This window comes from Escherichia sp. KTE114 (assembly GCF_000407765.1).
Taxonomy (GTDB): Bacteria; Pseudomonadota; Gammaproteobacteria; order Enterobacterales; family Enterobacteriaceae; genus Escherichia; species Escherichia ruysiae.
Genome location: NZ_KE136626.1, coordinates 384,580 through 408,527, shown reverse-complemented (window position 1 = coordinate 408,527; position 23,948 = coordinate 384,580). Strand labels below are relative to the sequence as shown.

Sequence of the window (23,948 nt, the reverse complement as noted above, 5' to 3'; positions counted from 1 at the left end):
TACGGAGTTATCACATGAATTCGTTATCCCGCACACAAAAACCACGGGCAGGTTTTACCCTGCTGGAAGTGATGGTGGTGATTGTTATTCTTGGCGTTCTGGCAAGCCTGGTTGTGCCTAACCTGCTGGGCAACAAAGAGAAAGCGGATCGGCAAAAAGCCATCAGCGATATCGTGGCGCTGGAAAACGCGCTGGATATGTACCGACTGGATAACGGGCGTTATCCAACCACCGAGCAGGGGCTTGAGGCGCTGATCCAGCAACCGGCCAATATGGCGGATTCCCGCAACTACCGTCCAGGTGGATACATTAAACGACTGCCAAAAGATCCGTGGGGCAATGATTATCAGTATCTCAGCCCCGGTGAAAAAGGGATGTTTGATGTTTACACCTTAGGGGCGGATGGTCAGGAAAACGGGGAAGGCGCTGGCGCAGATATCGGTAACTGGAATTTGCAGGAGTTTCAGTAATCAGTGCCTGAACGCGGATTCACTCTTCTGGAAATCATGCTGGTGATTTTCCTTATCGGCCTTGCCAGTGTGGGCGTGGTACAGACTTTTGCGACCGATTCTGAATCGCCCGCGAAAAAAGCGGCGCAGGATTTTCTGACTCGCTTTGCGCAGTTTAAGGACAGGGCGGTGATTGAAGGACAGACACTCGGTGTGTTAATCGACCCGCCTGGCTACCAGTTTATGCAGCGTCGTCAGGGGCAGTGGTTGCCCGTTTCTGCGACCCGGTTATCGGCACAGGTTACGGTGCCGAAACAGGTGCAGATGCTGTTACAACCCGGAAGTGATATCTGGCAGAAGGAATATACTCTGGAGCTGCAACGTCGTCGCCTGACGCTGCATGATATTGAACTGGAGCTGCAAAAAGAGGCGAAAAAGAAGACGCCGCAGATCCGTTTTTCGCCTTTTGAACCCGCCACGCCGTTTACGCTGCGATTCTATTCGGCGGCGCAAAACGCATGTTGGGCGGTAAAACTGGCACACGATGGCGCGTTATCCCTCAGTCAATGTGATGAGAGGATGCCATGAAGCGTGGATTTACCTTGCTGGAAGTGATGCTCGCGCTGGCGATTTTTGCGCTGGCTGCCATGGCAGTGTTACAGATTGCCAGCGGTGCGCTGAGTAATCAGCAAGTTCTTGAGGAGAAAACGGTAGCTGGCTGGGTAGCTGAAAACCAGACCGCTCTACTTTACCTGATGACCCGCGAACAACGGGCGGTCAGGCATCAGGGCGAGAGCGATATGGCAGGAAGCCGCTGGTACTGGCGAACCTCACCGCTGAATACAGGTAACGCGCTGCTCCAGGCGGTGGATATTGAAGTCAGCCGTCACGAAGACTTTTCGTCGGTGGTTCAGTCACGACGCGCCTGGTTTAGCGCCGTGGGAGGCCAGCAATGAAAAGGATTCGCTCTGGTTTCACGTTACTGGAAATGCTGGTGGCAATCGCCATTTTTGCCTCACTGGCACTGATGGCGCAGCAGGTGACAAACGGCGTTACGCGCGTGAATAGCGCCGTCGCCGAACACGATCAAAAACTAAACCTCATGCAGCAAACGATGAGTTTTCTGACCCACGATCTGACACAAATGATGCCACGCCCGGTAAGAGGCGAGCAGGGGCAGCGAGAACCGGCGTTACTGGCTGGCGCTGGCGTGCTGGCGTCTGAGAGTGAAGGGATGCGCTTTGTACGTGGCGGTGTGGTTAATCCATTGATGCGCCTGCCGCGCAGTAATCTGCTTACCGTCGGTTACCGCATTCATGACGGTTATCTTGAACGATTGTCCTGGCCGCTGACCGATGCAGCAGGCAGTGTGAAGCCAACAACGCAAAAATTAATCCCGGCAGATTCGCTCCGTTTGCAGTTCTACGACGGCACGCGCTGGCAGGAGAGCTGGTCGTCAGGGCAGGCGATCCCTGTGGCGGTGCGCATGACTCTGCATTCGCCACAATGGGGCGAGATTGAACGCATCTGGTTGTTACGTGGGCCGCAATTATCATGACCACCTCACCACCAAAACGCGGAATGGCACTGGTCGTGGTGCTGATATTGCTGGCGGTCATAATGCTGGTAACCATCACGCTTTCCGGGCGGATGCAACAACAACTTGGGCGAACGCGCAGCCAGCAGGAGTACCAGCAGGCGCTGTGGTACAGCGCCAGTGCAGAAAGCCTGGCGCTGAGCGCGCTCAGTCTGAGCCTGAAAAATGAACAACGCGTGCATCTGGCGCAGCCGTGGGCATCCGGCCCTCGTTTTTTTCCTCTGCCGCAGGGGCAAATTGCCGTTACCCTGCGTGACGCACAGGCCTGCTTTAACCTGAATGCCCTCGCTCAGCCGACGACGGCATCGCGTCCGCTTGCGGTACAACAGTTGATTGCCCTGATCTCGCGCCTGGATGTGCCTGCTTATCGAGCCGAACTGATAGCCGAAAGCCTGTGGGAGTTTATTGACGAGGATCGCAGCGTGCAGACGCGTCTGGGGCGTGAAGACAGCGAGTATCTCGCCCGCTCGGTGCCGTTCTATGCCGCTAATCAACCGTTAGCTGATATCAGCGAGATGCGAGTGGTGCAGGGAATGGACGCCGGACTCTATCAAAAACTGAAACCGCTGGTTTGTGCGCTGCCGATGACCCGCCAGCAAATCAACATCAACACATTAGACGTCACGCAAAGCGTAATTCTTGAGGCGCTGTTTGACCCGTGGTTAAGCCCTGTTCAGGCGCGGGCGTTATTACAACAACGTCCGGCGAAGGGCTGGGAAGATGTCGATCAGTTTCTTGCACAGCCGCTACTTGCTGACGTCGATGAGCGTACTAAAAAACAGCTAAAAACCGTCCTGAGCGTGGACAGCAATTACTTCTGGCTGCGTTCGGATATCACCGTGAATGAGATTGAACTGACGATGAACTCGTTAATTGTCCGCATGGGGCCACAACACTTTTCTGTTCTCTGGCATCAAACAGGAGAAAGTGAGTGAGTTCCATGCTTGAGATTTTTTTCCCGCTTTGCGCCACCGACCCCATCCGCTGGCAGCGCCGTACCGCCGACGTGGAGTGCGGTATCTGGCCTGACGTCGACAACGAACAGCTTCAGCAATGGCTGCAAACCGATGCGATTCGACTCTACATTCCCGGCGAATGGATCAGCGTCTGGCAGGTTGAACTGCCTGATGTCCTCCGTAAGCAGATACCGACTATTCTGCCCGCCTTACTGGAAGAAGAGCTGAACCAGGATATCGATGAACTGCATTTCGCCCCGTTGAAAATCGACCAGCAACTGGCAACCGTGGCAGTGATTCACCAACAGCATATGCGCAACATTGCGCAGTGGTTGCAGGAAAACGGCATCACCCGCGCTACCGTCGCGCCGGACTGGATGTCCATTCCTTGTGGATTTATGGCTGGCGATGCGCAACGGGTTATCTGCCGCATCGATGAATGTCGGGGATGGAGCGCCGGGCGTGCGCTGGCTCCGGTTATGTTCCGCGCACAGCTCAATGAGCAGGATTTACCGCTTTCGCTAACCGTGGTCGGCATTGCGCCGGAAGAGCTATCGACATGGGCTGGCGTAGACGCTGAACGCCTGACCGTTACGGCTCTGCCAGCCATTACCACTTATGGCGAACCGGAAGGGAACCTGCTAACAGGGCCGTGGCAGCCTCGCGTCAGCTACCGAAAACAGTGGGCGCGCTGGCGGGTGATGGTTCTGCCGGTATTGCTGATTCTGGTTGCGCTGGCAGTGGAACGGGGTGTGACGTTATGGAGCGTCAGTGAACAGGTGGCGCAAAGCCGCGCCCAGGCGGAAAAACAGTTCTTAACGTTATTCCCGGAGCAGAAGCGGATTGTGAATTTACGCTCTCAGGTGACGATGGCGCTGAAAAAATATCGCCCGCAGGCCGACGATACTAGGCTGCTCGCAGAGTTGTCAGCGATTGCCAGCCCCCTGAAAACGGCGTCACTTTCCGACATCGAGATGCGTGGTTTCACCTTTGATCAAAAACGCCAGACGCTCCACCTTCAGTTGCGGGCCGCGAACTTTGCCAGTTTCGACAAACTGCGTAGCGCACTGGCAACTGATTATGTTGTGCAACAGGACGCGTTACAGAAAGAGGGTGATGCGGTTTCCGGCGGCGTAACGTTGCGGAGGAAATAACATGTTACGCGATAAATTTATTCACTATTTTCAGCAATGGCGTGAACGCCAGTTAAGCCGTGGCGAACACTGGCTGGCACAACACCTGGCGGGGCGTTCGCCGCGCGAAAAAGGCATGTTACTGGCAGCGGCGGTGTTTCTGTTTAGCGCCGGATATTACGTCCTCATCTGGCAGCCTTTGAGCGAACGGGTAGAGCAACAGGAGACGATGTTGCAGCAGCTGGTGGCGATGAACACCCGACTGAAGAGCGCCGCGCCGGATATTATCGCAGCGCGAAAATCCGCCACAACAACGCCTGCGCAGGTATCGCGGGTCATTAGTGACAGTGCTTCCGCGCATTCTGTGGTCATCAAGCGGATAGCTGAGCGCGGGGAGAATATCCAGGTCTGGATAGATCCTGTGGTGTTTAATGACCTGCTGAACTGGTTAAACGCGCTGGATGAAAAGTATGCGCTGCGGGTGACACAAATTGATGTCAGCGCAGGTGAGAAGCCGGGGATGGTGAATGTGCAGCGACTGGAGTTGATAAGAGGATAAGTGTTCCAGTAAATTCCCTGTGAAATTAAACACGAAAGGTGAGTGTATAATCTTCTTATCCACTCACCGAATTGAATATTTTTGCAATAAGAAATATCCCATTCCCGTCATCACTGAATGTTCTGCAAAACAACAGATACGAGTTCTCTCCTGAAGCAGCCCTGCATCCTATAAATATGCTTAAGTGTGGCAATACATCATGATCATTAATAGATGTAATGAATCGTTGAGTGTCAATTGATAGGTCAAAACATATAGGATAATTCTTGTGTGATCTGTATTTTGTGTAGCCTGGAAATTACTAAAATTCCTGGAGACAATCAGAAAGGAAATTTTAAGTAAGCAAAATAATTTCCACAGAAACTATCCGTCGATTTGAAACAATGTCTGCTCAGGTATATCTACTGAGGGATAGTGCTGGCTGTAACGCTGGTTAAAATAAACGCGATAAATAATCAAGACATATATTTTAATCGACAACAATAATTGCTGCCGGAATTATTCCTGCGACTTAAATAACATTGTTTAAATGTGACGAATATCACAAATATGACCGCAAAGAGGGGGCTGAAGATATAAATAAGAAGTACATGAGTGAATTTTAAATAGGGAAATAGTTTCTCGGTAAACAATTGATTGGTAATGAATTCGTGCGTTCTGGTGTGAAACAGATTGCAGGTGTTGCTACGCATAAAACTTATAGGTGGTGTTATAATCCAGTAGTTAACAGTAAAAGCAAAAATAATTTCTTGCGAAATTAAAAACTCATTTTTGAATAAGTGTGTTCCGGAGTAATCCAGAACGCATGGTGCTTTACGTCTTTTTTACCCATACAGGCTAAGCAAAAAGAGTTACGCATAATTTCCTGAGAAATTAACTCTACATTCTAAAACGGCCAGTTTTCTGAAATGACCAGAAGACCGAATACATTCATGCCTGAAGAATGGATTAGAAGAAATAAGACGGAAATAGAACAATTTATCCCTGCGGAAATAATTTCTGCTGAAATTGTTTGCGGCTATTAAAAAAGCCAAACCGTCTGAACGTATTTTATCCAATTACAAACAAGTATTACCTCCAGTGTATTGGTAGCTGTTAAGCCAAGGGCGGTAGCGTACCTGAAGAGATTAGGATCACATCATCAAATGGCAAGAAGTGGATTTGAAGTCCAGAAAGTCACCGTAGAGGCATTATTTCTACGAGAAATACGAACACGTTTTGGTAAGTTTCGTCTGGGGTATTTGTGGGCGATTCTCGAACCCTCTGCGCATTTGCTGATACTGTTGGGCATTTTTGGTTACATTATGCACCGCACGATGCCAGACATCTCGTTCCCGGTGTTTTTACTTAATGGCCTGATTCCCTTTTTTATCTTTAGCAGTATCAGCAAACGTTCTGTCGGCGCTATTGAAGCGAACCAGGGGCTGTTTAATTATCGTCCAGTAAAACCCATCGATACGATCATTGCACGTGCACTGCTTGAGACACTGATTTACGTTGCTGTTTATATTCTGCTTATGCTCATTGTCAGGATGGCAGGCGAATATTTCGAGATAACAAATTTTTTACAACTTGTGGCTACCTGGAGTCTGCTGATCATACTTTCATGCAGCATTGGCTTAATATTTATGGTCGTTGGTAAAACCTTCCCCGAAATGCAAAAGGTTCTGCCGATACTTCTTAAGCCTCTTTATTTCATCTCCTGCATCATGTTCCCTCTGCACTCAATTCCTAAGCAATATTGGTCTTATCTTCTCTGGAACCCATTAGTACATGTGGTGGAGTTAAGTCGTGAGGCCGTTATGCCTGGCTATATTAGCGAAGGCGTGAGTCTGAACTACCTGGCAATGTTTACATTGATAACCCTGTTCATTGGTCTGGCGTTATACCGAACTCGTGAGGAGGCAATGCTGACATCATGATTAAGATTGAGAATTTGACGAAGTCATATCGTACGCCAACGGGGCGACACTATGTGTTTAAGGATTTAAACATCGAAATCCCTTCAGGAAAAAGCGTTGCCTTTATTGGTCGTAATGGTGCAGGTAAATCAACGTTACTGAGAATGATTGGTGGCATTGACCGCCCCGATAGCGGAAAGATCATCACCAATAAAACGATATCATGGCCAGTCGGCCTCGCCGGTGGATTTCAGGGAAGTTTAACCGGACGCGAAAACGTAAAATTTGTTGCGCGGTTATACGCGAAGCAAGAAGAACTGAAAGAGAAAATTGCGTTTGTCGAAGAATTTGCTGAACTCGGCAAGTACTTTGATATGCCGATCAAAACTTACTCATCTGGTATGCGATCTCGCCTGGGCTTTGGTTTAAGCATGGCATTTAAGTTTGATTATTATATCGTCGATGAAGTAACCGCAGTCGGTGATGCCAGGTTTAAAGAAAAGTGCGCTCACTTATTTAAAGAAAGGCATAAAGAGTCTAGCTTTTTAATGGTTTCACATAGTTTGAATTCATTGAAAGAGTTTTGTGATGTGGCGATTGTGTTTAAAGACGATAATGCGGTTGGGTTTTTTGAGGATGTTCAGGAAGGGATAGAGGAGTATGTTGTAGAACAAAAAATATAATCATTAAGTATATTTATCATAAATCTGTGTGTTTAAGAAAGAATGCTATTGCCTTTCTAATAAATTGCCATTCGCGCCATGAATTATATGAATGTGTATATGAAATTATACATGTCTAAAAATAAGGAGATAAAATGAGTAAGCTAACTAAATTAATCACAAAACCGAGACTTTTTTTTAGAGATGCAAAAATAAATCGAAGCAATGCAGAACCGTCTAAACAAGTTGCGAAAAAAAACATACCGACACAAAAAAAAGTGGAAAGTAAAAAAGAAAAAGTCGTAACCAAGCCAAAAATAAATAGCCTTGATCATTTTAATATATTAGATGACATTAGGGTCATTTTACATTCAGGAGAAAATTTTGATGCAGGGGTGGCACATTTAAAACCTTGGATTGCAGTATTGATGCGCAGTAATGTTAAGTTTCTAATATTAGTGCGTAATTTGAATTTATTTGAGTGGGTAAAGACGAACTTTCCGTGGACATATATATCCTATGCGAAAGGAGCTCAGGACATTGAAAATCTTTTAAATAAAATGCCGTATGCTAATACTGTTTTATATCCTTCAAGCACAGGAAATAACATACATCTTGTGCGGTTTAGTTATTTGAATCATATTTTTATTGGACATGGGGATAGCGATAAGGCCTCTAGTGCGCATAAGGGATTAAGGTTATATGATGAGATATGGACGGCAGGAGAAGCACATATTGATAGATTCCGCAACAGTGATTTTAATACCCAGCATATGATATTCAATAAAGTAGGTAGGCCAAACAGTAAAAAAATTATAGAAGCATGCCAATCAAATTGGAAAAAAAGAAACTATCGCGTACTTTATTTGCCTACATGGGAAGGTCATTTTGAAGAAAGCAACTATTCTTCTGCGTTGATTTCTGGAGGTATCATACAAACTGTTGCAAATAATCTCAAACTACATATCGATGCCAAATTTCACCATATAACGGGGTCACGAATTAGCGAGTTAAAGAACCTTGATGCTAATTTAGCACAATATAATTCTGATGAGGAAAACAGAGTTACTATTATTCCACGAACTATTCCTGTTGATACAATTTTAGCTACTTATAACATATTCATTTGCGATATTTCTGCTGTCATCAGTGAATGTCTCGCTGGAAACGGACCAATATTTGTATATATTCCTCAAGATAGAGAAATTAATATCTCAAGTTCTAATATGGCTTATGGGGATTATTGTTATACTTTTTCTACACTTAATGAACTGGAAGAGAAACTAAGCTCTGTATTAGATGGGAATGACTATCTTGAAGAGAAAAGAAAATTTGCTATGAATTACATTTTAGGTTATGAAGAAACTCTTAATGATAAGTTTGTTAAAGAAATAAAAAGAATTTATGAACAACCTCAAAAAATAACGCAACTTAAATGAAAGTTGGCATATTGATTAGTGAGAGCGGATAATTGCACTCACTAATACTGCTAAAAGCGTTAAAATTCTACACCATTTATGAATTCAAAAAATTTATCAAATCAATATCTGTAATTTATTGTCTTTTTACTTATTATAGTTTTAATTATAAGCTTAGAGTTGAAACATGAAGAATATCGCTGTGATTTTATCTGGAGGGACAGGTTCTCGTTTCGGAGGCACCCTGCCAAAACAATTTACAAAACTAGCTGGTAAAGCTGTTATAGAGTATACGATAGACGCATTTGAAAAATCTAATAATATTGATGAAATAATTATTGTATCTCAATCGGAGCATATGCATTTAACATGGGATATAATAAAAAAATAAATGGAAGAAAGTTGTTAAAGTCTTTGTTGGAGGTAAAGAGCGGTTTGATTCAACTTATTCAGCTCTTGTTGGATTAGAGGGGTATAGTCATGAATGTAATATTCTTATTCATGATGCAGTTCGACCATTGATAAATGAACACATCATAAATGACTGTATTTATGCTCTCAAAGAATTTGATGCTGTCGATGTTGTAATCCCTTCATCAGATACTTTAGTCGAAGTCTTTGATGATGAATGTATTTCCAATATACCCAATAGAGCTTTCATGCGTAGAGGGCAAACACCACAAGCTTTTAAACTTGGCACAATAAAAAAAGCTTACCAAAAAGCAATAAAAGAACAGAGATTCTCATTTACTTGTGACTGTGGTGTTGTTAGGTCAATGATACCGGGGATTAGAGTTGCTACAGTTAAAGGACATGAAGCTAATATAAAAATTACTCATCCTATAGATCTCTTTATTGCTGAAAAATTATTGCAAGAAGCAAATAAAATTTCTTATAACCCTGAAGATGATTTGTCATTTTTAAAAAATAAGAATTTAGTGGTTTTTGGAGGGACAAGTGGTATTGGTCTAGAAATAAAAAATTCAGCAATTTTGCTTGGCGCAAATGTGGATGTTGCAAGTCGCTCTTATAATAATGTAGATATAACTGACATTCATTCCATCAATAAATTTCTGGCTGTAGTAAAAAAAGAACGTGGCACAATTGATTATGTTATCAATACTGCTGGATTGCTAATAAAAAAACCTATTGATTCTTTATCTCAGTCTGAAATTAATAATTTAATAGGAGTGAATTATACAGGTGCAGTAAATGTTGCAATTGCATCTAAAAAATATTTAACTGAAAGTTCAGGTATGCTTGTTAATTTCACGTCAAGTTCATATACTCGTGGGCGCTCATTATACGCTCTCTATTCATCATCTAAAGCAGCAATAGTTAACTTCACTCAAGCACTTGCTGAAGAATGGACAACAGAGAACATTCGCGTAAATTGTATTAATCCCGAAAGAACTGCAACACCAATGCGTACAGCTAATTTTGGTCTTGAGCCAACTGAACTTTTACTAAATGCAAAAGATGTTGCGTTAACAACTATTAAGATATTAGGAACTGGAAATACAGGATTGATTGTTGATATTAGAAAAGATGGTCGTTAAGAGGTGATACAAGTGTCTGGAAGTAATTTATATTATATATATTTGGATACTAAAATAATTGGAGCTTTGGAGCAACTTGTTGGTTATTTCCAGACACAGGTTTTTGACTCAAATAAATGTATTGAAGTAATATGCAAATACTATAAAGAAATAGCAGATACATTTCAGAGTGTTTTTATTAAACATAATATTCCTTTCAGATTTGTACGTAAACAATCAGATTATAAACTTGATAAAGGAAAAGTAGTATTATATCTTTTCAATGCACAGTCTAACTGTAAACTAGTCGCCAATAGGAATTTAGTACATATTTTTGTTACTCATGGTGAAAGTCACAAATTAGCTTCAATTAAACCGATTATAAGAATCTATGATTATGTTGTAACATCAGGAAATGTAGGAATAGATCGTTTTCTTAAGTCGGGAGTTTTTACTCCCTATGATGTTCAAAGCGGGCGTATAATCACGTTAGGAGACACATTTTTAGGAAATAATGAGTTCCATTATAATTTTAATAGCAATGCTCTAGTTTATGCTCCTACATGGGAAGGAGGAGTACCTGAAGAAAATTACTGCTCATTGCAAGATGTAAATATAAAGAAAATAATTAACTTTTGTAAGCGAGAATTAATAAGGTATGTATACATCAAGCCTCATCCAAATCTAGGACACAGAGATAAAAATTATATATATCAATTAAATTTAGCCATTAAAACCTTCAGGGATAATGGGATCATTGTGTTTGTTTGTACATCAAAAAATAAAAAATTCAACATTTTTAAGTTTTTACTAACTGCAAAAAATGGATGCGTTAAAAAAATTAATGATTGGGGGGCGGTCAAGTTTGCTATTACTGATATTTCTGCAATGGAAATGCAATTTATACGGAAAAAAATACCATGTCTAACGTTAATTGATAGAAAATATACTAATAAATTATACATTCCTAAAAGGCTTAACACGTATATATCAAAAACTTTTTTTGATATTAATGATTGTTTATCATATGATTCAGACTCAGAAAAAATCAGAGATGAATTATTCGATTATTTTATAACCTATCCTTCAAGGGAAATTGCTGGTATGTCATATTCCGATCGTATTCAATGGCTTTGCCAGTATACAACGATGCACATGCGGAAAAGAAATAAATTTTTCAAAGAAAATTATTGAGCATTAAACGATGATTTTATTAATCTTGTTCTGATTTATTTTAATTAATTACTGTTATTCTATAATTCATAAATGAATATTATATTATTATGTAAAAAATCCGTTTTCGAGTTTAGACAGGAAACGTTCTACTTTTCATTCATGTTTATATCCTATTAATTCAAATTATATAAATAAAATTGTAATTATAGCTACTCGATATCTGGAACGGTTGATGTATCAACACGATTTTATAGTACTGCAAACTTCTTCTTGGCAGCCAGCAACGATAGATCTACTTCTGTGGTGTTCACAACCACTCTTTCAGTCTGAAGTGGAATTATTGACTATTAGTACAAAGCTTAGCAATACAGCATATAATGTTAACTTTCTAATACATTAACTCACAATACTCAGTTTCATTGAAGCACAATAAGCTTTATTTTTTACTCGTGATTAATCAACAACCAGAGGAGCAAACACGCCATAACTGGAACCGCAAAATCTAATAGGCTTGCCTATTCTGTACGCGGAAATTAAAACCGCTCCACCGTGGCATTTTATTCCGCTTACTATGTCCGAATATTTCTACTCAGCGATATTCAGCTTGGGTGTGTTCATGCGCAATGAAGAATGTGCAACCGGCTATAGCACCATAGGCCAAATTTCCAGTAAGAATGCCGACCAGTACCTGTACAACCACAGCACAAAGCACAGGAAAATGGGAAGAATATCCATCATAAATTTCCCTGTTTCGGTATAATTCCCTTTGTTATTAAATTGGACAAAATAGTACATCCACGCAAATATCTAATTACTTCACTGCGAATGACATACATGATAGAATCGTAACCTAGACTATCTGAAATTTAACCATTTCCGCGTTTTATGCCCGCAGCTTCCGCGGGCCTTTTTTAGTTAAATCATCCCGAAAAAGAAACTATCATATTCAATTTTATTCCAATGTGGAATAAAATATGCGACTGCACAATATGTACCATTAGCTTTGTTTCATGTCTTCCCCGCTTTCGAAAGAATGCGGGGATTTTTATATGACCAGAACTTCACATCCACTATATGTATACATATAATTCGCTTCGCTTAAAAATATTCAAAATTCAGTTTGACAGGTTTAGATATGCTGAACTCTCACCAGCAAAATAATCACCAATAAAATTGTTATGTATGTTAAGTATATCGTGTCGTATTGTAGCCTGCTGTGAAGATGATAATATAAAATCATGTAAGAATATTTGGATATAATTATCCATCTTAAGATGGTAGTGTTTTATATTGATAAATACAATAGATATTAGAGGTTGAAAAATGAAAAAAGATATTGCTGCTATGACTGAAAATATAGTGAGATTTTTTGAGCAGACATCACTGCGCGAATACATCAAAAAAACATGGTTCTACAATGAAAATTGCTTCGTTGTTGATTTTGAATATAAAAATGTGAAATTTGCATTAGACTTCACCGCCAACCAGACAGCTTTGGACGTGGATTTTGTACTTCGTACTGATTGTTCTTTTTTTACCGTAAAAGGTAGTGAAAAAAAGAAAGAATTTCATCTTGCGTTATTTTGATTGAAGCTCTTCCCTGTGCTTTATATAAAATAATGTCCGTTATAAACACTATCGATTTAAATATTAAATTCGACATATCTGTTATAATTCCTGTTCATAATAGGGAAAGGTTAATTGTTGAATGTATAAAATCAATTAATTTGCAAACGCTAGATAAAAATAGATTTGAAGTGATTTTTATTGACGATGGTTCAACAGATAAAAGTATTCCTGCAATTGAGTATTTTATTGCGCCGGACATAAATTGGCGTGTTATTCGCAGAGAAATCCCTTCCGGAAATGCTTCAGCTCCACGCAATGAAGGAATAAAAGCAGCCAAAGGACGTTATGTTTTCTTTTTAGATTCTGATGATGCAATTCATCCTGAGTTACTTTATGATGGACTGCATATTGCAGATAAAAATAATAGTGATATTGTATATTTTAAGCAAGCCTCATCTACAGGACGTGGAATACCTGTATGGGCATTCAGAAAAAGTGCTAACAAAGCAGACATTATCAAAAATCACTTATTCAGATCACTGAAAATTTTCAAATTATTTAATAGAAAATTGCTTCTTGATAATGGGATTTTATTCAACCCATCAATACCTGTTTACGAAGATATGATTTTTTCATGTCACGCGTTAACTGTTGCTAATACTGTATCAGTTTTATCAGATAAGGATTATTATATTCTTAACGGACACGATCAACCACATCTTTCTAAAGTGAGTTTCCCAATTGAAAATAGAATTTTTGTTTTGCAAAGTGGATTAAACTATATTTTTCTTAGTAAAAAAGAAATGATTGAAAAAATAAAAATGTTCAATGCATGGATGATCATATGTTCAGAACATTTAGCAGCCATCATAAGAAACAAAAAACTATCTAATGAGGAAAAACAATACTTTTTTAGTCAGATGCATAAATCATTAGCAGCCCATCCTGAACTTACAAACATTGATTTTATTTATAAAAAATTTAAAAATCTTTCACAATATTTGCTGGAGGGAAACTATGAACATTTTAAACATGATGCTTTGGAATTGAATAAAATAAATAAGAAGCAGAAGGGGAATTAATTTAATCATCTATTTAGCTGTATAAGAATATTTCCGCATAAGGAGTCCCATGCGAGATAAAACTAGTTATCCCGCATGGCTTTTTTACATGTAAATAAAATGTATATACCAAAAATATTGGAAACGGAACTGCAATCAATATGCGAAAATTTTAGCGATGTAGTTAACTATCGAAAATTATATCTAAGTTAATAAATTAAATTGTAAAGCGTAATTTTTTAGCATGCTTCTAATCGCTGGAAGTGTTTTGAATTAACATCCATTGAAACTTAAATTTAAATTATTAATTAAGATATTATATTTTAAACTTGACGTGTAAGACTCAAAAAATCCTTATCAACCTTAATTTCATGTTCAAAACTCCACTCCCCATAATAAACCCCATTAACCTGCGTCTTCACCAATAAATACCCCCGAAACTTCTTAAACAGCTTCATATCCGGTTTAAAATCGGCCTGCCAGAACTGGTGCAAATGCCCTTGATACGTCAAGCCTTTGATGTCGTACAGGGCATTGCCCATCACTTTGAGTGGTTTGTTATGAATCAGCGCAGAGATCCCCGCCGTACTGTTAATCGTCACCACCGCTCTTGCATGGCGTAATAATTCCGGCATCGGGAGATCGTGCACATAAATGACTCGCTCACCTAAGCCATATTCCTTACTCAACCGTTTAATTAATGGTCGATAGAGTCTGTGACCACGATCCATCGGATGATGTTTGATCACCAAATAACTGTCTTTCGGCGCTTTACGCGAAAATGAGTACATGACTTCATTAATATAGTCACGCACATCGTTATAATTGCTGTGGTTACGAATCTGGCTATCGTTATATACCTGCAAAACGGCAAGATAATAACGCTGATCCAGCTCGTTCATTAACCTCGGTAATACTTTACGCTGTGTTACCTTGTAAAGTTGCTTGCGCCAGTATGCGCGAACCCAGCAACGTGCCTCATACCAGGGAGAAAACGATTTGTGATGGCGATAGCGAGGAAACTCATGACGGTAATGCCAGCCTATCAGGTAATACCACATCGCATGGCCAATACGTTTCATTGTTGAAGGTGTTAAGTTCTCAACATGCGGCGCAGGCATATCTGGTAACTTACGATAAAAATCCGGATCGCGCGGTAGCGATGAATATGCGTTCACTCCGCCTTCTTCAACAGTAATAAATTGCGGGCGTAAATATCCTTCTTCAAATGCCAGGAAGCGGATACCTTTCGACTTTGCCCAGCGTTTTGCTTCTTTATGCAATGGGCGGCAGTCGCCAAAGCAGAGGATAGTGTCAAAGTTATATTGCCGGTGGAGATCTCGCAACCATCCGGGAAACTCTTTCGGTGTCTGGTAGTAAGCCAGATAATGTCGATGGCGGCAGTAAAAACGATCCCCACCGTTGAATACAACATTCACAGCGTTACGGCCTAATGACTCTAGCCACTCGGCAACATCACTGAAAAAGGGTCCCATTGGCCCCTGCAATAGCAGATATTTTTTACCGGATAATAAAACGGTTAGTGCATTACCTTGCATAAATAATTTGTGTAATAGTCAACTGTGAAATTGTTTAGCCAAGTCTGACCTTGCAGAACATAATTAATTTGCGGTAATAGCGTATTACTCGCCCCGCTTTTTTTCTGGTAATAAACATCGGCTTGCGCGGCGTCTGGATCAAAAATTCCGCCGCCTCTTCAACCGTAATAGGTTGTAGCCGTGTTGGGTGGATATAGGTTGGATAAACAATCAGCGCCTGATAGATCAAATCCGCTAACGTTAATTTTCGCTCGCGACGCGGGCAGCGATGTTCATCGACGGTTAAACCCCAACCGGCATAGAAGGGCAGGCCGTAACAATGTACGTGCTTGCCATGTAATAACGCTTCAAACCCCGACAACGACGTCATGGTATGCACTTCATCTGCGCGTTGGATGCATTGAATAATATCTGCGTCCAGTGCCTGATAATCAGCAAGTTCAGCAGTCAGTTCTGCCGGAATATCGCCCTTGCGATTCCCCACCAGTACATCCGGGTGCGGTTTATAAATAATGTAGGCGTGCGGATTATGCTCGCGTACTGTGCGTAATAACTCAAGGTTGCTCTTAATCGAGACAGTGCCTGTTTTAATAGAGGCATCGTCCTCTACCTGACCCGGCACCAGGATAACTGTTTTACCTTTGGCTTCGGCTGGTAGAGAGAAATCGGCTCCCAGGTTGTACTTACTCAGTTTGCTTTCAACCAGTCGCTGGCGTAATTTTTCCGCTCGCATCTTCTGCGCCAGCGTTAGCTGGCTATGATTCAGCAGCACTTCCAAATCGCTGGGGCGTGTGGCGTCATAGTAAATACCGCGTTTATCCAGCACCAGCGATAGCGGTGGCAGCAGGTCAGAGCCAAGTCCGGATGAACGCAGAAAACCATCTTCCATTCGCCATAATGGCAGTGAGTTTCGCTGCGCTTCGGCTCGCCATTGCTGTTCTCCCTTTACACCCCATACCACGCAGGCGCTCGCCGCAGTACAGCGACGTGAAAAACTCAGCCGGTTTGTTGCCGTTCGCAAGAAAGGTTTCAGGATCGCCGACTTCCACAGGGTTAAGCCTGGCGCCCATAAATTGCCATTACGCTGTTGCAGATGTCGACGTTGTAATTGCAGCCATTGCAGCACGGTAAACAGATCGCTTACTGCTCCCGTTTGCGGATCGATATAGCGACAGTAACGCAGGTATGCAGCGGCAAACAGTTCTTCCAGTGTGGCAGAACCGCGTCGGGCAGATAACAACGCTGACTGCGGATGACGATCGTCCGTTAAGCCCCAGCCTGCATACCAGGGCTGACCGAAGCATGTCACCGGTTTTCCTGCCAGCAAGGCTTCAAAGCCGTACTGGGAGGTCACGACGTAAACCCTGGAAACGTGCCGCAACAGCGACTGCGGACTGACATTCTCCGCAATCAAACGTATTCGTTGCGTGGCGCGCAGATCGGCGAAATAACCTGTTTTCTTTCCTTCCAGTACATCTGGGTGCACCTTCACCCAGATTGTCGCTTGAGGATTTTCCGCCATCGCGGCCTCCAGCATGGCGGCAAACTCATTCGGACCCGCATTACCATACGTCACTGACATATCATTAAATGTCTGATCGACAACCAGAACGATGTCTGAATGTTCTGACTCATCAGCCACAAACGCAGGCGCCAGATTATATTTCGACAAATCTTCGGTCACGATGGTGTGCATCGCTTCTCTGGCCTGATCTGCCAATGCTGCATTTCCGGCTTTATCCTGTACCAGTTTCTCCAGCGCCGAAGGCTTGCTGGCATCGTAGTAAATGCCGCAATCATCCACCACCAGAGAAAGCGGTGGCGCACCATTGACGCCAAGATCCAGCGAGCGCACAAATCCATCTTCCAGACGGATGACCGGCTTTCCCGCTGCTTTGGCGATGGCGACTGGTTTCGCCGCGCTGGGGCGATGTCCCCACACGGCGATAGCATCAACTTCTTGCGGAACAGGGCGCAGCAGAGAAAGTTTCTGGCACGGTTGCGCCAGAAATTTCTCCAGATGTGGAATACGCCAGATGCCGGACGAGAAAATGCCAATCATGCGTTTTCAGCCAGTTCCTGTGCCATCAGGGCGCGCACTTTTTCAAGACATGCAGGGGTGTCAACGCCCGGACCGGTTGCGGCAACCTCAAATGTGCGAATGTTGATTCCCGCGTTCATTAACCGTAGCTGCTCCAGTGATTCCGCCTGCTCCGGCATGGACTCCGGTAACTGGCTGTAGTTTTTCAGCACATCGCGACGATAAGCGTAAATACCGACGTGTTTCAGATAGCGCGCTTTTTCAGCATTACGCGGATACGGAATCGGCGAACGGCTGAAATAAAGTGCATCATGGCGGGTATTCACAACCACTTTTACTGTGCTGGGTTCAGTCGCTTCTTCGGCAGATATCGCGTGGCATAGCGTTGCCACCGGCAACGCGGGATCGTCACGCATTCCTTGCAGCAGCGTTTCTACATCCTGCGGGCGAATCATGGGTTCGTCGCCCTGCAGGTTAATGTAGATATCTGCATCGACTTTATGCATCACTTCGACCAGCCGATCGGTGCCGGATTCATGATCGGTACGCGTCATAATGGCTTTCCCGCCGAACGCCTGTACGGCCTGTTCAACACGCTGATCGTCCGTTGCCACCCAAACTTCTGCGACGCCCGCCACCTGTAACGCACGCTCGTAAACATGCTGGATCATCGGTTTACCAACAATATCGAGTAGCGGCTTACCCGGCAGGCGTGATGAGCCATAACGAGCCGGAATGACAATAACTGCTTTGCTCATTTCAACTCCTTACAAAGACAGAATCACTTTTGCACCCACCGCCAGCTGATAGAGGATGGTGGAAATACCACGGGTAACTTCAATATTTTTCGATTCATATTTCGGCAGAACCATAATCTCATCGCCCGGCTTGAGTGAATCCACATCTTCCGCGTTGACGGCGGCACCGTTCTGACGAATGACGATAATTCTGGCGTTACCCGATTTCTGCGTCAGGCCACCGCATTTCTCGATGTAATCCTCGGTGGTCATTCCCTTCTGCCAGCTCACCGCGTTCGGGAAAAGCACCTCGCCATGAACCATAACCAGCGATGTTTTCTCCGGAATATTGATGACGTCGCCATCTTCCAGCAGAACAGAGTCAATATTGGATTCGTTGAGGATCACTTCACCTTTCGGAACCACGGTGCGTGCTTTCGCCACAAAGCGGCTGATCAGTTGCGCTTCCTGCATTCGCAGGCTGGCTTCTTCTTTGGTGGAGGACTGGGCAGAAAGTGACGCTTCCTCCAGCTTTTGCAGCGAGAGATTCAGCATCTCTTTCTGACGCTGAGCCACTGATGGGCGATAAAGCTGAACCGCGTTCATCTGCGACATGCTGTTCGGGCGGACTTTTTCCAGAACCGCACGCATGGTGGAACCATAAGGCAGTACCATGGCGTGTTCACCGGAGTGCGCGCCTTCAACCCGCACCTGAATGGTGCCAGCATAGCGGTCAGTGCTCACAATTAATGTATCGCCGTTCTGCAACATACGGCCTGGCGCAGAACTGATCGGATAGTATTCGCTACGTTTTTGCAGCCCCTGTTTACGCATAATCGTAATGTGCGTCGCACCAGGTTTAGGGCGCGCCCAGCTCAACGCTTCTGTTACAGGAATGCTGCTTTCGCGGAACTCAAAGTCGTAGCTGTTAAAGACATCGCCCTGAACGCTAAACGTATGTTGACGAGGCCCAACGATGATAGTGTCACCATCGGCGAACTGCGAAAGCCCCAGCTTACCGTTCAGCAGGAAGTCATACAGGTTGACGTTAGAGCGCACGCGGTTGCCGCGCTTGACCACAATATCAACGTAGCTCCCGCGCTCTGGATCAACGCCGCCAGCCTTGATCAGATAATTGAGTAACGAATCAGACGTCACGCCACCGTACAGACCGGGATTACGCACAAAGCCGGTCACGTACACTTTTACTGGCTGCGCCTGTAATAAGGAGGCGTAGACGTTGACGTTGGACTGGTACACTTCCTTTACTTTTGATGTAACCAGAGTGTTCAACTGGCTATTGCTAACCCCGGCAACTTTCACTGGGCCAACGTTTGGCAGAAAAATATTGCCTTTAGGATCAATCTGTAATGCACCATCAAAGGTGAACGCACCCCATAAACGAACCTGAATGCTATCGCCCGGATTCAGAATATAGTCAGGGTTGAATCCCACTGTCGCACCGCTATCCGCGCTGGTGCCGTTGAAAAGTTGGGCACCAAACATACGGCTCATCACCACCGGCGGCGCTGGCGGTGGGGTATTGTCGAAGCCGCTCATGTTTTGCGTATCCGACTTCTGTCCGCTCAGAATACCGGGGAGTGGCGCTGCTCCTGTCAGGTTTGGGTCAGCGTTAATATCAATGGCCGCGCTGGCCTGCGCCGCGTGACAGGCGGCAATCAGTAAAATTGATTTAAATAATTTCATCACAAACTCATTCAGCGACAGCGTTAATCTCGGTGATCTTCAATAACAGCCAGCAATAGTTTCAGGGTGCCGAACAGCAGGCAGCACACCAGTAACCAACAGGCGATCAAATAAGGGATGTTTGGAAAAGACGATTCCTGCGGCAACTGTGGCGAACTGATCACAGACAGCACCTTGAGCTTACGAGCCGCTTCTACACGGGTCTTTTCAATGGAGGTCAGGGTCAGTTTGTACAGCTCGCTGTTGAACTCTACTTTTGATTTGATTTCTTCAAAATCCACTGCCATGCGGTTTAATTTGTCACCTTGTGGCGCCGTGATTTTGCTTTTTTCTTCGTCGATTTGTGCCTGCAATGACTGAATCGCATTACGCGCACTTACCACTTGTGGTGCATCTTCACGCAGATATGTCAGCAAGTTACGCAGATCTGCTTCCATCTGGATCTTCTGACCCATCAGCGTATTGACTAACGTGCTCGCGGCCTCCGCCTGGGCTTGTGGATCCAGGACGTTGTTGCTGTCCTGATAAGAGAGCAGTTCCGCTTTGCTGGCATCCAGACGCTGGCGCGCTTTTTCCATCTCGCTTTCTGCAAAGGCAAGCTGATCGCGCGCAATGCGATGCGACATCTCATTGATAAAGCGTTCTGACTCTTTCAACACGGTCTGGTTAAATTTAAGCGCAAACTCCGGGCTAAAGCCCTGCGTCTGAATATTCAGCAATCCGGTCTTATCGTCATACGAAACGTTGATACGATCCTTGTAGTACTTGAGGAAGCCTTCTGCGGTTTCATCCTTGCTAAGATGATTAAGAAAATCGAGCCCGCTGTGGCTAAACGCTTCACGAAAATTCAGTTGCTTATCCAACGCCGCCAGCATATCCGGCGAGTTGATGTACTCTTTCAGATACAACGCATCTTCTGCGGAACTGGGGTTAGAGGCACCCAGAAGCAGACCAAAATTCAGGCTGCCGCTGTTTAAATCATCTGAGCGTTTAATGGCGACTTTCGACTCGCTCATATAGCGAGGCTGGCTGAAGATAGCCAGATAGATCAGCAGCACCGCCATCGGTGCCAGAATGATGATTTTCGCCAGGTGTTTTTGGATATCTGCCAGTGAGATGGCAGACAGACGAGCACGCATCCAGGATACGGCAGACTTCACTTTTATCAACATGTAACGATTATCAAAGTTTCAGTGGGGCGCAAACTCAATGAGAGACTAAACTCTCGCACCCCGTTGCTTAATTAGTCGAAAATGCGCACAAGGCCAGTGACTTTATTTGCCTTGTTAGTCACCAATAATGTTGAGACGCGGTGCTTTTGCATTTTTTCTTCCGCTTCAATGATCATGGTGTCTTCCGGTAGCGTCAGCGGTTCACGCGTCATCATCTGCGCAGCCGTGGCGGATGTCAGAGAATCCTCTTTTTCCATAAAGCGACGCAGGTCACCGTCGGTGATAATGCCCGCCAGCCCGCCTTCTGCGTCTTCTACCATCACCATTCCCTGGCATCCGCTGGTGATACGTTGAATCACGGTTTTAAATGACGCATCCAGTTGCACCGCAGGAACATCATGCTGCATGACATCCGCAACGCGGGTCAGCAGGCGACGGCCTAATGAACCGCCCGGGTGATAACGTGCAAAATCATTTGGCATAAATTTGCGCTGATGGATCATGGCAATAGCCAGCGCATCACCGATCGCCATGGTCAGCGTGGTGGACGTTGTTGGTGCAAGATTATTCGGGCAGGTTTCATTCGCCATGTGGAGTTCCAGCACGGCATCAGCATTTTTTGCCAGCGTGGAATTTCCATTATTGGTAATGGCGATAATTCGGTTGCCGAAATTTTTCAGTGAAGGAACCAGCTTGAGGATTTCATCCGTTTCGCCGCTGGCGGAAATAAGGATCAGGAGATCGTAGGGCGTAATCATACCCAGATCGCCATGGAATGCTTCTGCCGGATGAATAAAGAAACTCGGTGTACCGGTAGAGGCCAGCGTCGCTGACATTTTACGACCGACATGCCCTGATTTACCCATTCCCGAAAGAATAACGTGCCCTTTACAGTTCATTATCAAATTAAGGACACGCTGGTACTGCCCGGAATCCAGTTGTTTAGACAAGTTTTGTAATGCTGCGCCTTGTTCTGCCAGGGTCTGGCGAACAGAGGTAATTAAATATGGATCGATAGTACTGCTCTGGTCATCAGGTAAATGTCTTTCAGACATATCAGCTCCTTTGCACGGAAATAATGCCACAGTCACAACAAACCCGAACCCACAATAAATTATTGATATTAAATCAATGGGTTATAACGAAATATTTTTATGAATATAAAACCATGGTCAGCCCATGCGCTTATGCAGGGCTTATCACCTTCTTATTAAGTCGCAATGTCTCATGGGAGTGCGAAGATGCTGCAATATTACAGGCGAGAAGGGGGAACCAAATTTTGCCCACCTATTTAACACACCCCTACATTATGAACAAGGAATTTAGGATTTTTATCATTTGTTAAAATGTTTCGCTCTTAACTATTAAGTCAAAAAACAATTTAGCAATTGATTGTTTCTTTGTAAAAAAAAGAACGTATGGCACTGTTATCAATGAATAAAACACGTCAGCAATGGCGATGATGTTTTGTGATTAACTATTTAAACCGGACATAATAAACAGATTGACAATTTCCCTGTAAAGCAGAAGAAAATAATAAAATTTTAGCGGTGACTATTAAATGACATGATAGTTATGGCGTTGATTATTTCTGGTGATGGATGCGGAATTAAGCCAGGCAGGATTGAATTTTGGCTATATCTATTTTTCAGGAGATTATTGCTAAATAAAAAAATAACGATGGTGATTATCATTGATTGAGCTGGAGCCGCATATGCCAGCGAGTACTTCCGTCCGGAGCCTTCCTTAACTTCAGAGAAAGAGCCGATGGAAGAACAATCATCAGGCTCTTTTTGAGTTATACGTGCCGGTAAGGAGATGCCTTGTATGAAGGCGTTTCCGACAACCAGCAGTCCAGTTTAGATTCAGAGTGGTTTATTAATCGCGTCATAAAGATGGTTCAACGTTTTCAGGCGCTGCTTGTATGCTTTTGTCAGGCAGGTGGTATCGCCACCACACTGGCGACGTTCAGCCAGCCATAGTACCTGTGAGTCATGCAGTTCCCCGGCGGCTCCCATCGCGTAAAGCCCATGAAGAAATTGATACTTAACGCTCATCTCCACATCCAAATCGTTCAGGCTATGTGATGAACAAATTGCTTTTTCATCCGCACTGCGGGACTGGCGGCAGTCAAAACTGGCTGCCGTGGCGGAGAAAGCAGGGAGAATGATGATGAGAAATGCGGTAAGAATATTTTTCACTGGCCGATCTCCCCGGAACGAATAACGGGCCCCGGAGCCATGGTCAGGGTTTTATTTCTCAACAGCCTGAATCCCATCGCCTCTCCGGTTTTCACTGACAGTTCACAGGCGAAGTGAAAAGTCGTCCAGTTAATCCCTCTACGGTACTGGCCATTACCTGTCAGCAATGCAGGTGAGACCAGACGCTGCATATTATGTTTTCCCTGATCGAAAATAACCTTATCTACGTCGGTGTACCGCTTCTGTAGCTCTTTCAGAGCGAGTGGTCGGCAAATAAATTCGGCCACACGTTGAGCTTCTGTCCAGTTGGTATAGACAAAATTATGGTCATCTTTCCCTTTTACCTCGTGATTAATGACGTTATTCAGATGTTCTACCTGGGCAGGGTTCAACGTGACGTTCGCTGCAAATGCAAATCCGGTATACATACAGGATATTGCGGTAATTATAACCAAACGTTTAAAACTCATAAATACTCCGTTACGCATAAGTTTCTACATTTACTGTGCAAT

Annotated in this window: 23 protein-coding genes and 2 pseudogenes; 16 read left to right on the top strand and 9 right to left on the bottom strand. The window is 44.0% G+C overall.

What is annotated here, in order from left to right; translation table 11 throughout:
- Window positions 1–14 precede the first annotated feature (14 nt).
- The 14 genes and pseudogenes from gspG to WC5_RS18575 all read left to right on the top strand — a co-directional run bounded on the left by gspG (window position 15) and on the right by WC5_RS18575 (window position 11,407).
- Complete coding sequence (gene gspG / locus WC5_RS18525; protein WP_001087292.1) at window positions 15–470, top strand: type II secretion system major pseudopilin GspG; 456 nt, start codon at window positions 15–17, stop codon at window positions 468–470.
- A 3-nt stretch (window positions 471–473) separates the two neighbouring features.
- Window positions 474–1,037, top strand: a complete 564-nt coding sequence (gspH, locus tag WC5_RS18530) for a type II secretion system minor pseudopilin GspH (RefSeq protein ID WP_001115158.1) — start codon at window positions 474–476, stop codon at window positions 1,035–1,037.
- Window positions 1,034–1,405 carry a type II secretion system minor pseudopilin GspI gene (gene gspI, locus WC5_RS18535; protein ID WP_000820093.1) on the top strand — a complete coding sequence of 124 codons (372 nt, stop codon included), beginning with the start codon at window positions 1,034–1,036 and terminating at the stop codon, window positions 1,403–1,405. The genes gspH and gspI overlap by 4 nt, the downstream gene beginning before the upstream one ends.
- Window positions 1,402–2,007, top strand: coding sequence for a type II secretion system minor pseudopilin GspJ (gene gspJ / locus WC5_RS18540; protein WP_000822467.1), 606 nt, complete (start codon window positions 1,402–1,404; stop codon window positions 2,005–2,007). Before gspI ends, gspJ begins: the two co-directional genes overlap by 4 nt.
- On the top strand, window positions 2,004–2,981 hold the full coding sequence (gene gspK / locus WC5_RS18545; RefSeq protein WP_000213664.1) for a type II secretion system minor pseudopilin GspK: 978 nt from the start codon (window positions 2,004–2,006) through the stop codon (window positions 2,979–2,981). The genes gspJ and gspK overlap by 4 nt, the downstream gene beginning before the upstream one ends.
- On the top strand, window positions 2,978–4,156 hold the full coding sequence (gene gspL / locus WC5_RS18550) for a type II secretion system protein GspL (protein ID WP_000097228.1): 1,179 nt from the start codon (window positions 2,978–2,980) through the stop codon (window positions 4,154–4,156). Before gspK ends, gspL begins: the two co-directional genes overlap by 4 nt.
- 1 nt (window position 4,157) lies before the next feature.
- A complete protein-coding gene (gene yghD / locus WC5_RS18555) occupies window positions 4,158–4,694 on the top strand; it encodes a GspM family type II secretion system protein YghD (protein WP_000942774.1) in 537 nt (178 codons plus the stop codon).
- 1,145 nt (window positions 4,695–5,839) lie between these two features.
- Entirely contained in the window at window positions 5,840–6,616 is a 777-nt protein-coding gene (locus tag WC5_RS18560) for an ABC transporter permease (protein WP_000124281.1), read from the top strand.
- On the top strand, window positions 6,613–7,278 hold the full coding sequence (locus tag WC5_RS18565; protein ID WP_000590238.1) for an ABC transporter ATP-binding protein: 666 nt from the start codon (window positions 6,613–6,615) through the stop codon (window positions 7,276–7,278). Before WC5_RS18560 ends, WC5_RS18565 begins: the two co-directional genes overlap by 4 nt.
- 134 nt (window positions 7,279–7,412) lie before the next feature.
- Window positions 7,413–8,696 (top strand): CDP-glycerol glycerophosphotransferase family protein, encoded by a 1,284-nt coding sequence (locus WC5_RS18570; protein WP_000041100.1) that lies wholly within the window; start codon window positions 7,413–7,415, stop codon window positions 8,694–8,696.
- Window positions 8,697–8,862: 166 nt separating this feature from the next.
- A complete protein-coding gene (locus WC5_RS25825) occupies window positions 8,863–9,066 on the top strand; it encodes a 2-C-methyl-D-erythritol 4-phosphate cytidylyltransferase (RefSeq protein ID WP_016231442.1) in 204 nt (67 codons plus the stop codon).
- A gap of 67 nt (window positions 9,067–9,133) precedes the next feature.
- Window positions 9,134–9,490, top strand: a pseudogene (locus WC5_RS25820) (IspD/TarI family cytidylyltransferase); the annotation flags it as partial.
- Window positions 9,491–9,613: 123 nt separating this feature from the next.
- The gene (locus WC5_RS25815; RefSeq protein ID WP_286132448.1) at window positions 9,614–10,234 is read left to right on the top strand and encodes an SDR family NAD(P)-dependent oxidoreductase; all 621 of its coding nucleotides are present in this window, start codon (window positions 9,614–9,616) and stop codon (window positions 10,232–10,234) included.
- A 12-nt stretch (window positions 10,235–10,246) separates the two neighbouring features.
- The gene (locus tag WC5_RS18575; protein ID WP_016231440.1) at window positions 10,247–11,407 is read left to right on the top strand and encodes a hypothetical protein; all 1,161 of its coding nucleotides are present in this window, start codon (window positions 10,247–10,249) and stop codon (window positions 11,405–11,407) included.
- A 425-nt stretch (window positions 11,408–11,832) separates the two neighbouring features.
- Here WC5_RS18575 and WC5_RS25810 read toward each other — a convergent pair.
- Window positions 11,833–12,124: pseudogene (locus WC5_RS25810) on the bottom strand (hypothetical protein).
- Between the two features lie 588 nt (window positions 12,125–12,712).
- On the opposite strand from WC5_RS25810, the gene WC5_RS18580 reads away from it, so the two are divergent.
- Both WC5_RS18580 and WC5_RS18585 read left to right on the top strand, forming a co-directional pair.
- Complete coding sequence (locus tag WC5_RS18580; RefSeq protein ID WP_000710754.1) at window positions 12,713–12,976, top strand: hypothetical protein; 264 nt, start codon at window positions 12,713–12,715, stop codon at window positions 12,974–12,976.
- The gene (locus WC5_RS18585; RefSeq protein ID WP_024192180.1) at window positions 12,973–14,040 is read left to right on the top strand and encodes a glycosyltransferase family 2 protein; all 1,068 of its coding nucleotides are present in this window, start codon (window positions 12,973–12,975) and stop codon (window positions 14,038–14,040) included. The genes WC5_RS18580 and WC5_RS18585 overlap by 4 nt, the downstream gene beginning before the upstream one ends.
- Window positions 14,041–14,342: 302 nt before the next feature.
- On the opposite strand, the gene WC5_RS18590 is transcribed toward WC5_RS18585, so the two are convergent.
- From WC5_RS18590 to WC5_RS18625, 8 genes are all read right to left on the bottom strand, one after another.
- On the bottom strand, window positions 14,343–15,578 hold the full coding sequence (locus WC5_RS18590; protein WP_001161855.1) for a capsule polysaccharide biogenesis protein: 1,236 nt from the start codon (window positions 15,576–15,578) through the stop codon (window positions 14,343–14,345).
- A gap of 34 nt (window positions 15,579–15,612) precedes the next feature.
- A complete protein-coding gene (locus WC5_RS18595; RefSeq protein WP_000579242.1) occupies window positions 15,613–17,640 on the bottom strand; it encodes a capsule polysaccharide biogenesis protein in 2,028 nt (675 codons plus the stop codon).
- Window positions 17,637–18,377 (bottom strand): 3-deoxy-manno-octulosonate cytidylyltransferase, encoded by a 741-nt coding sequence (kdsB, locus tag WC5_RS18600; protein ID WP_000030764.1) that lies wholly within the window; start codon window positions 18,375–18,377, stop codon window positions 17,637–17,639. Before kdsB ends, WC5_RS18595 begins: the two co-directional genes overlap by 4 nt.
- A gap of 9 nt (window positions 18,378–18,386) precedes the next feature.
- The gene (locus WC5_RS18605) at window positions 18,387–20,063 is read right to left on the bottom strand and encodes a polysaccharide biosynthesis/export family protein (protein WP_010348153.1); all 1,677 of its coding nucleotides are present in this window, start codon (window positions 20,061–20,063) and stop codon (window positions 18,387–18,389) included.
- A 23-nt stretch (window positions 20,064–20,086) separates the two neighbouring features.
- Entirely contained in the window at window positions 20,087–21,235 is a 1,149-nt protein-coding gene (locus tag WC5_RS18610) for a capsule polysaccharide export inner-membrane protein kpsE (RefSeq protein WP_000905918.1), read from the bottom strand.
- Window positions 21,236–21,306: 71 nt separating this feature from the next.
- Window positions 21,307–22,290: a KpsF/GutQ family sugar-phosphate isomerase gene (locus WC5_RS18615; RefSeq protein ID WP_001298261.1), complete on the bottom strand. Its 984-nt coding sequence runs from the start codon at window positions 22,288–22,290 to the stop codon at window positions 21,307–21,309.
- A gap of 810 nt (window positions 22,291–23,100) precedes the next feature.
- Window positions 23,101–23,436 (bottom strand): lysozyme inhibitor LprI family protein, encoded by a 336-nt coding sequence (locus tag WC5_RS18620; RefSeq protein ID WP_000789898.1) that lies wholly within the window; start codon window positions 23,434–23,436, stop codon window positions 23,101–23,103.
- Window positions 23,433–23,906: a hypothetical protein gene (locus WC5_RS18625; RefSeq protein WP_000008714.1), complete on the bottom strand. Its 474-nt coding sequence runs from the start codon at window positions 23,904–23,906 to the stop codon at window positions 23,433–23,435. Before WC5_RS18625 ends, WC5_RS18620 begins: the two co-directional genes overlap by 4 nt.
- Between the last annotated feature and the right edge of the window lie 42 nt (window positions 23,907–23,948).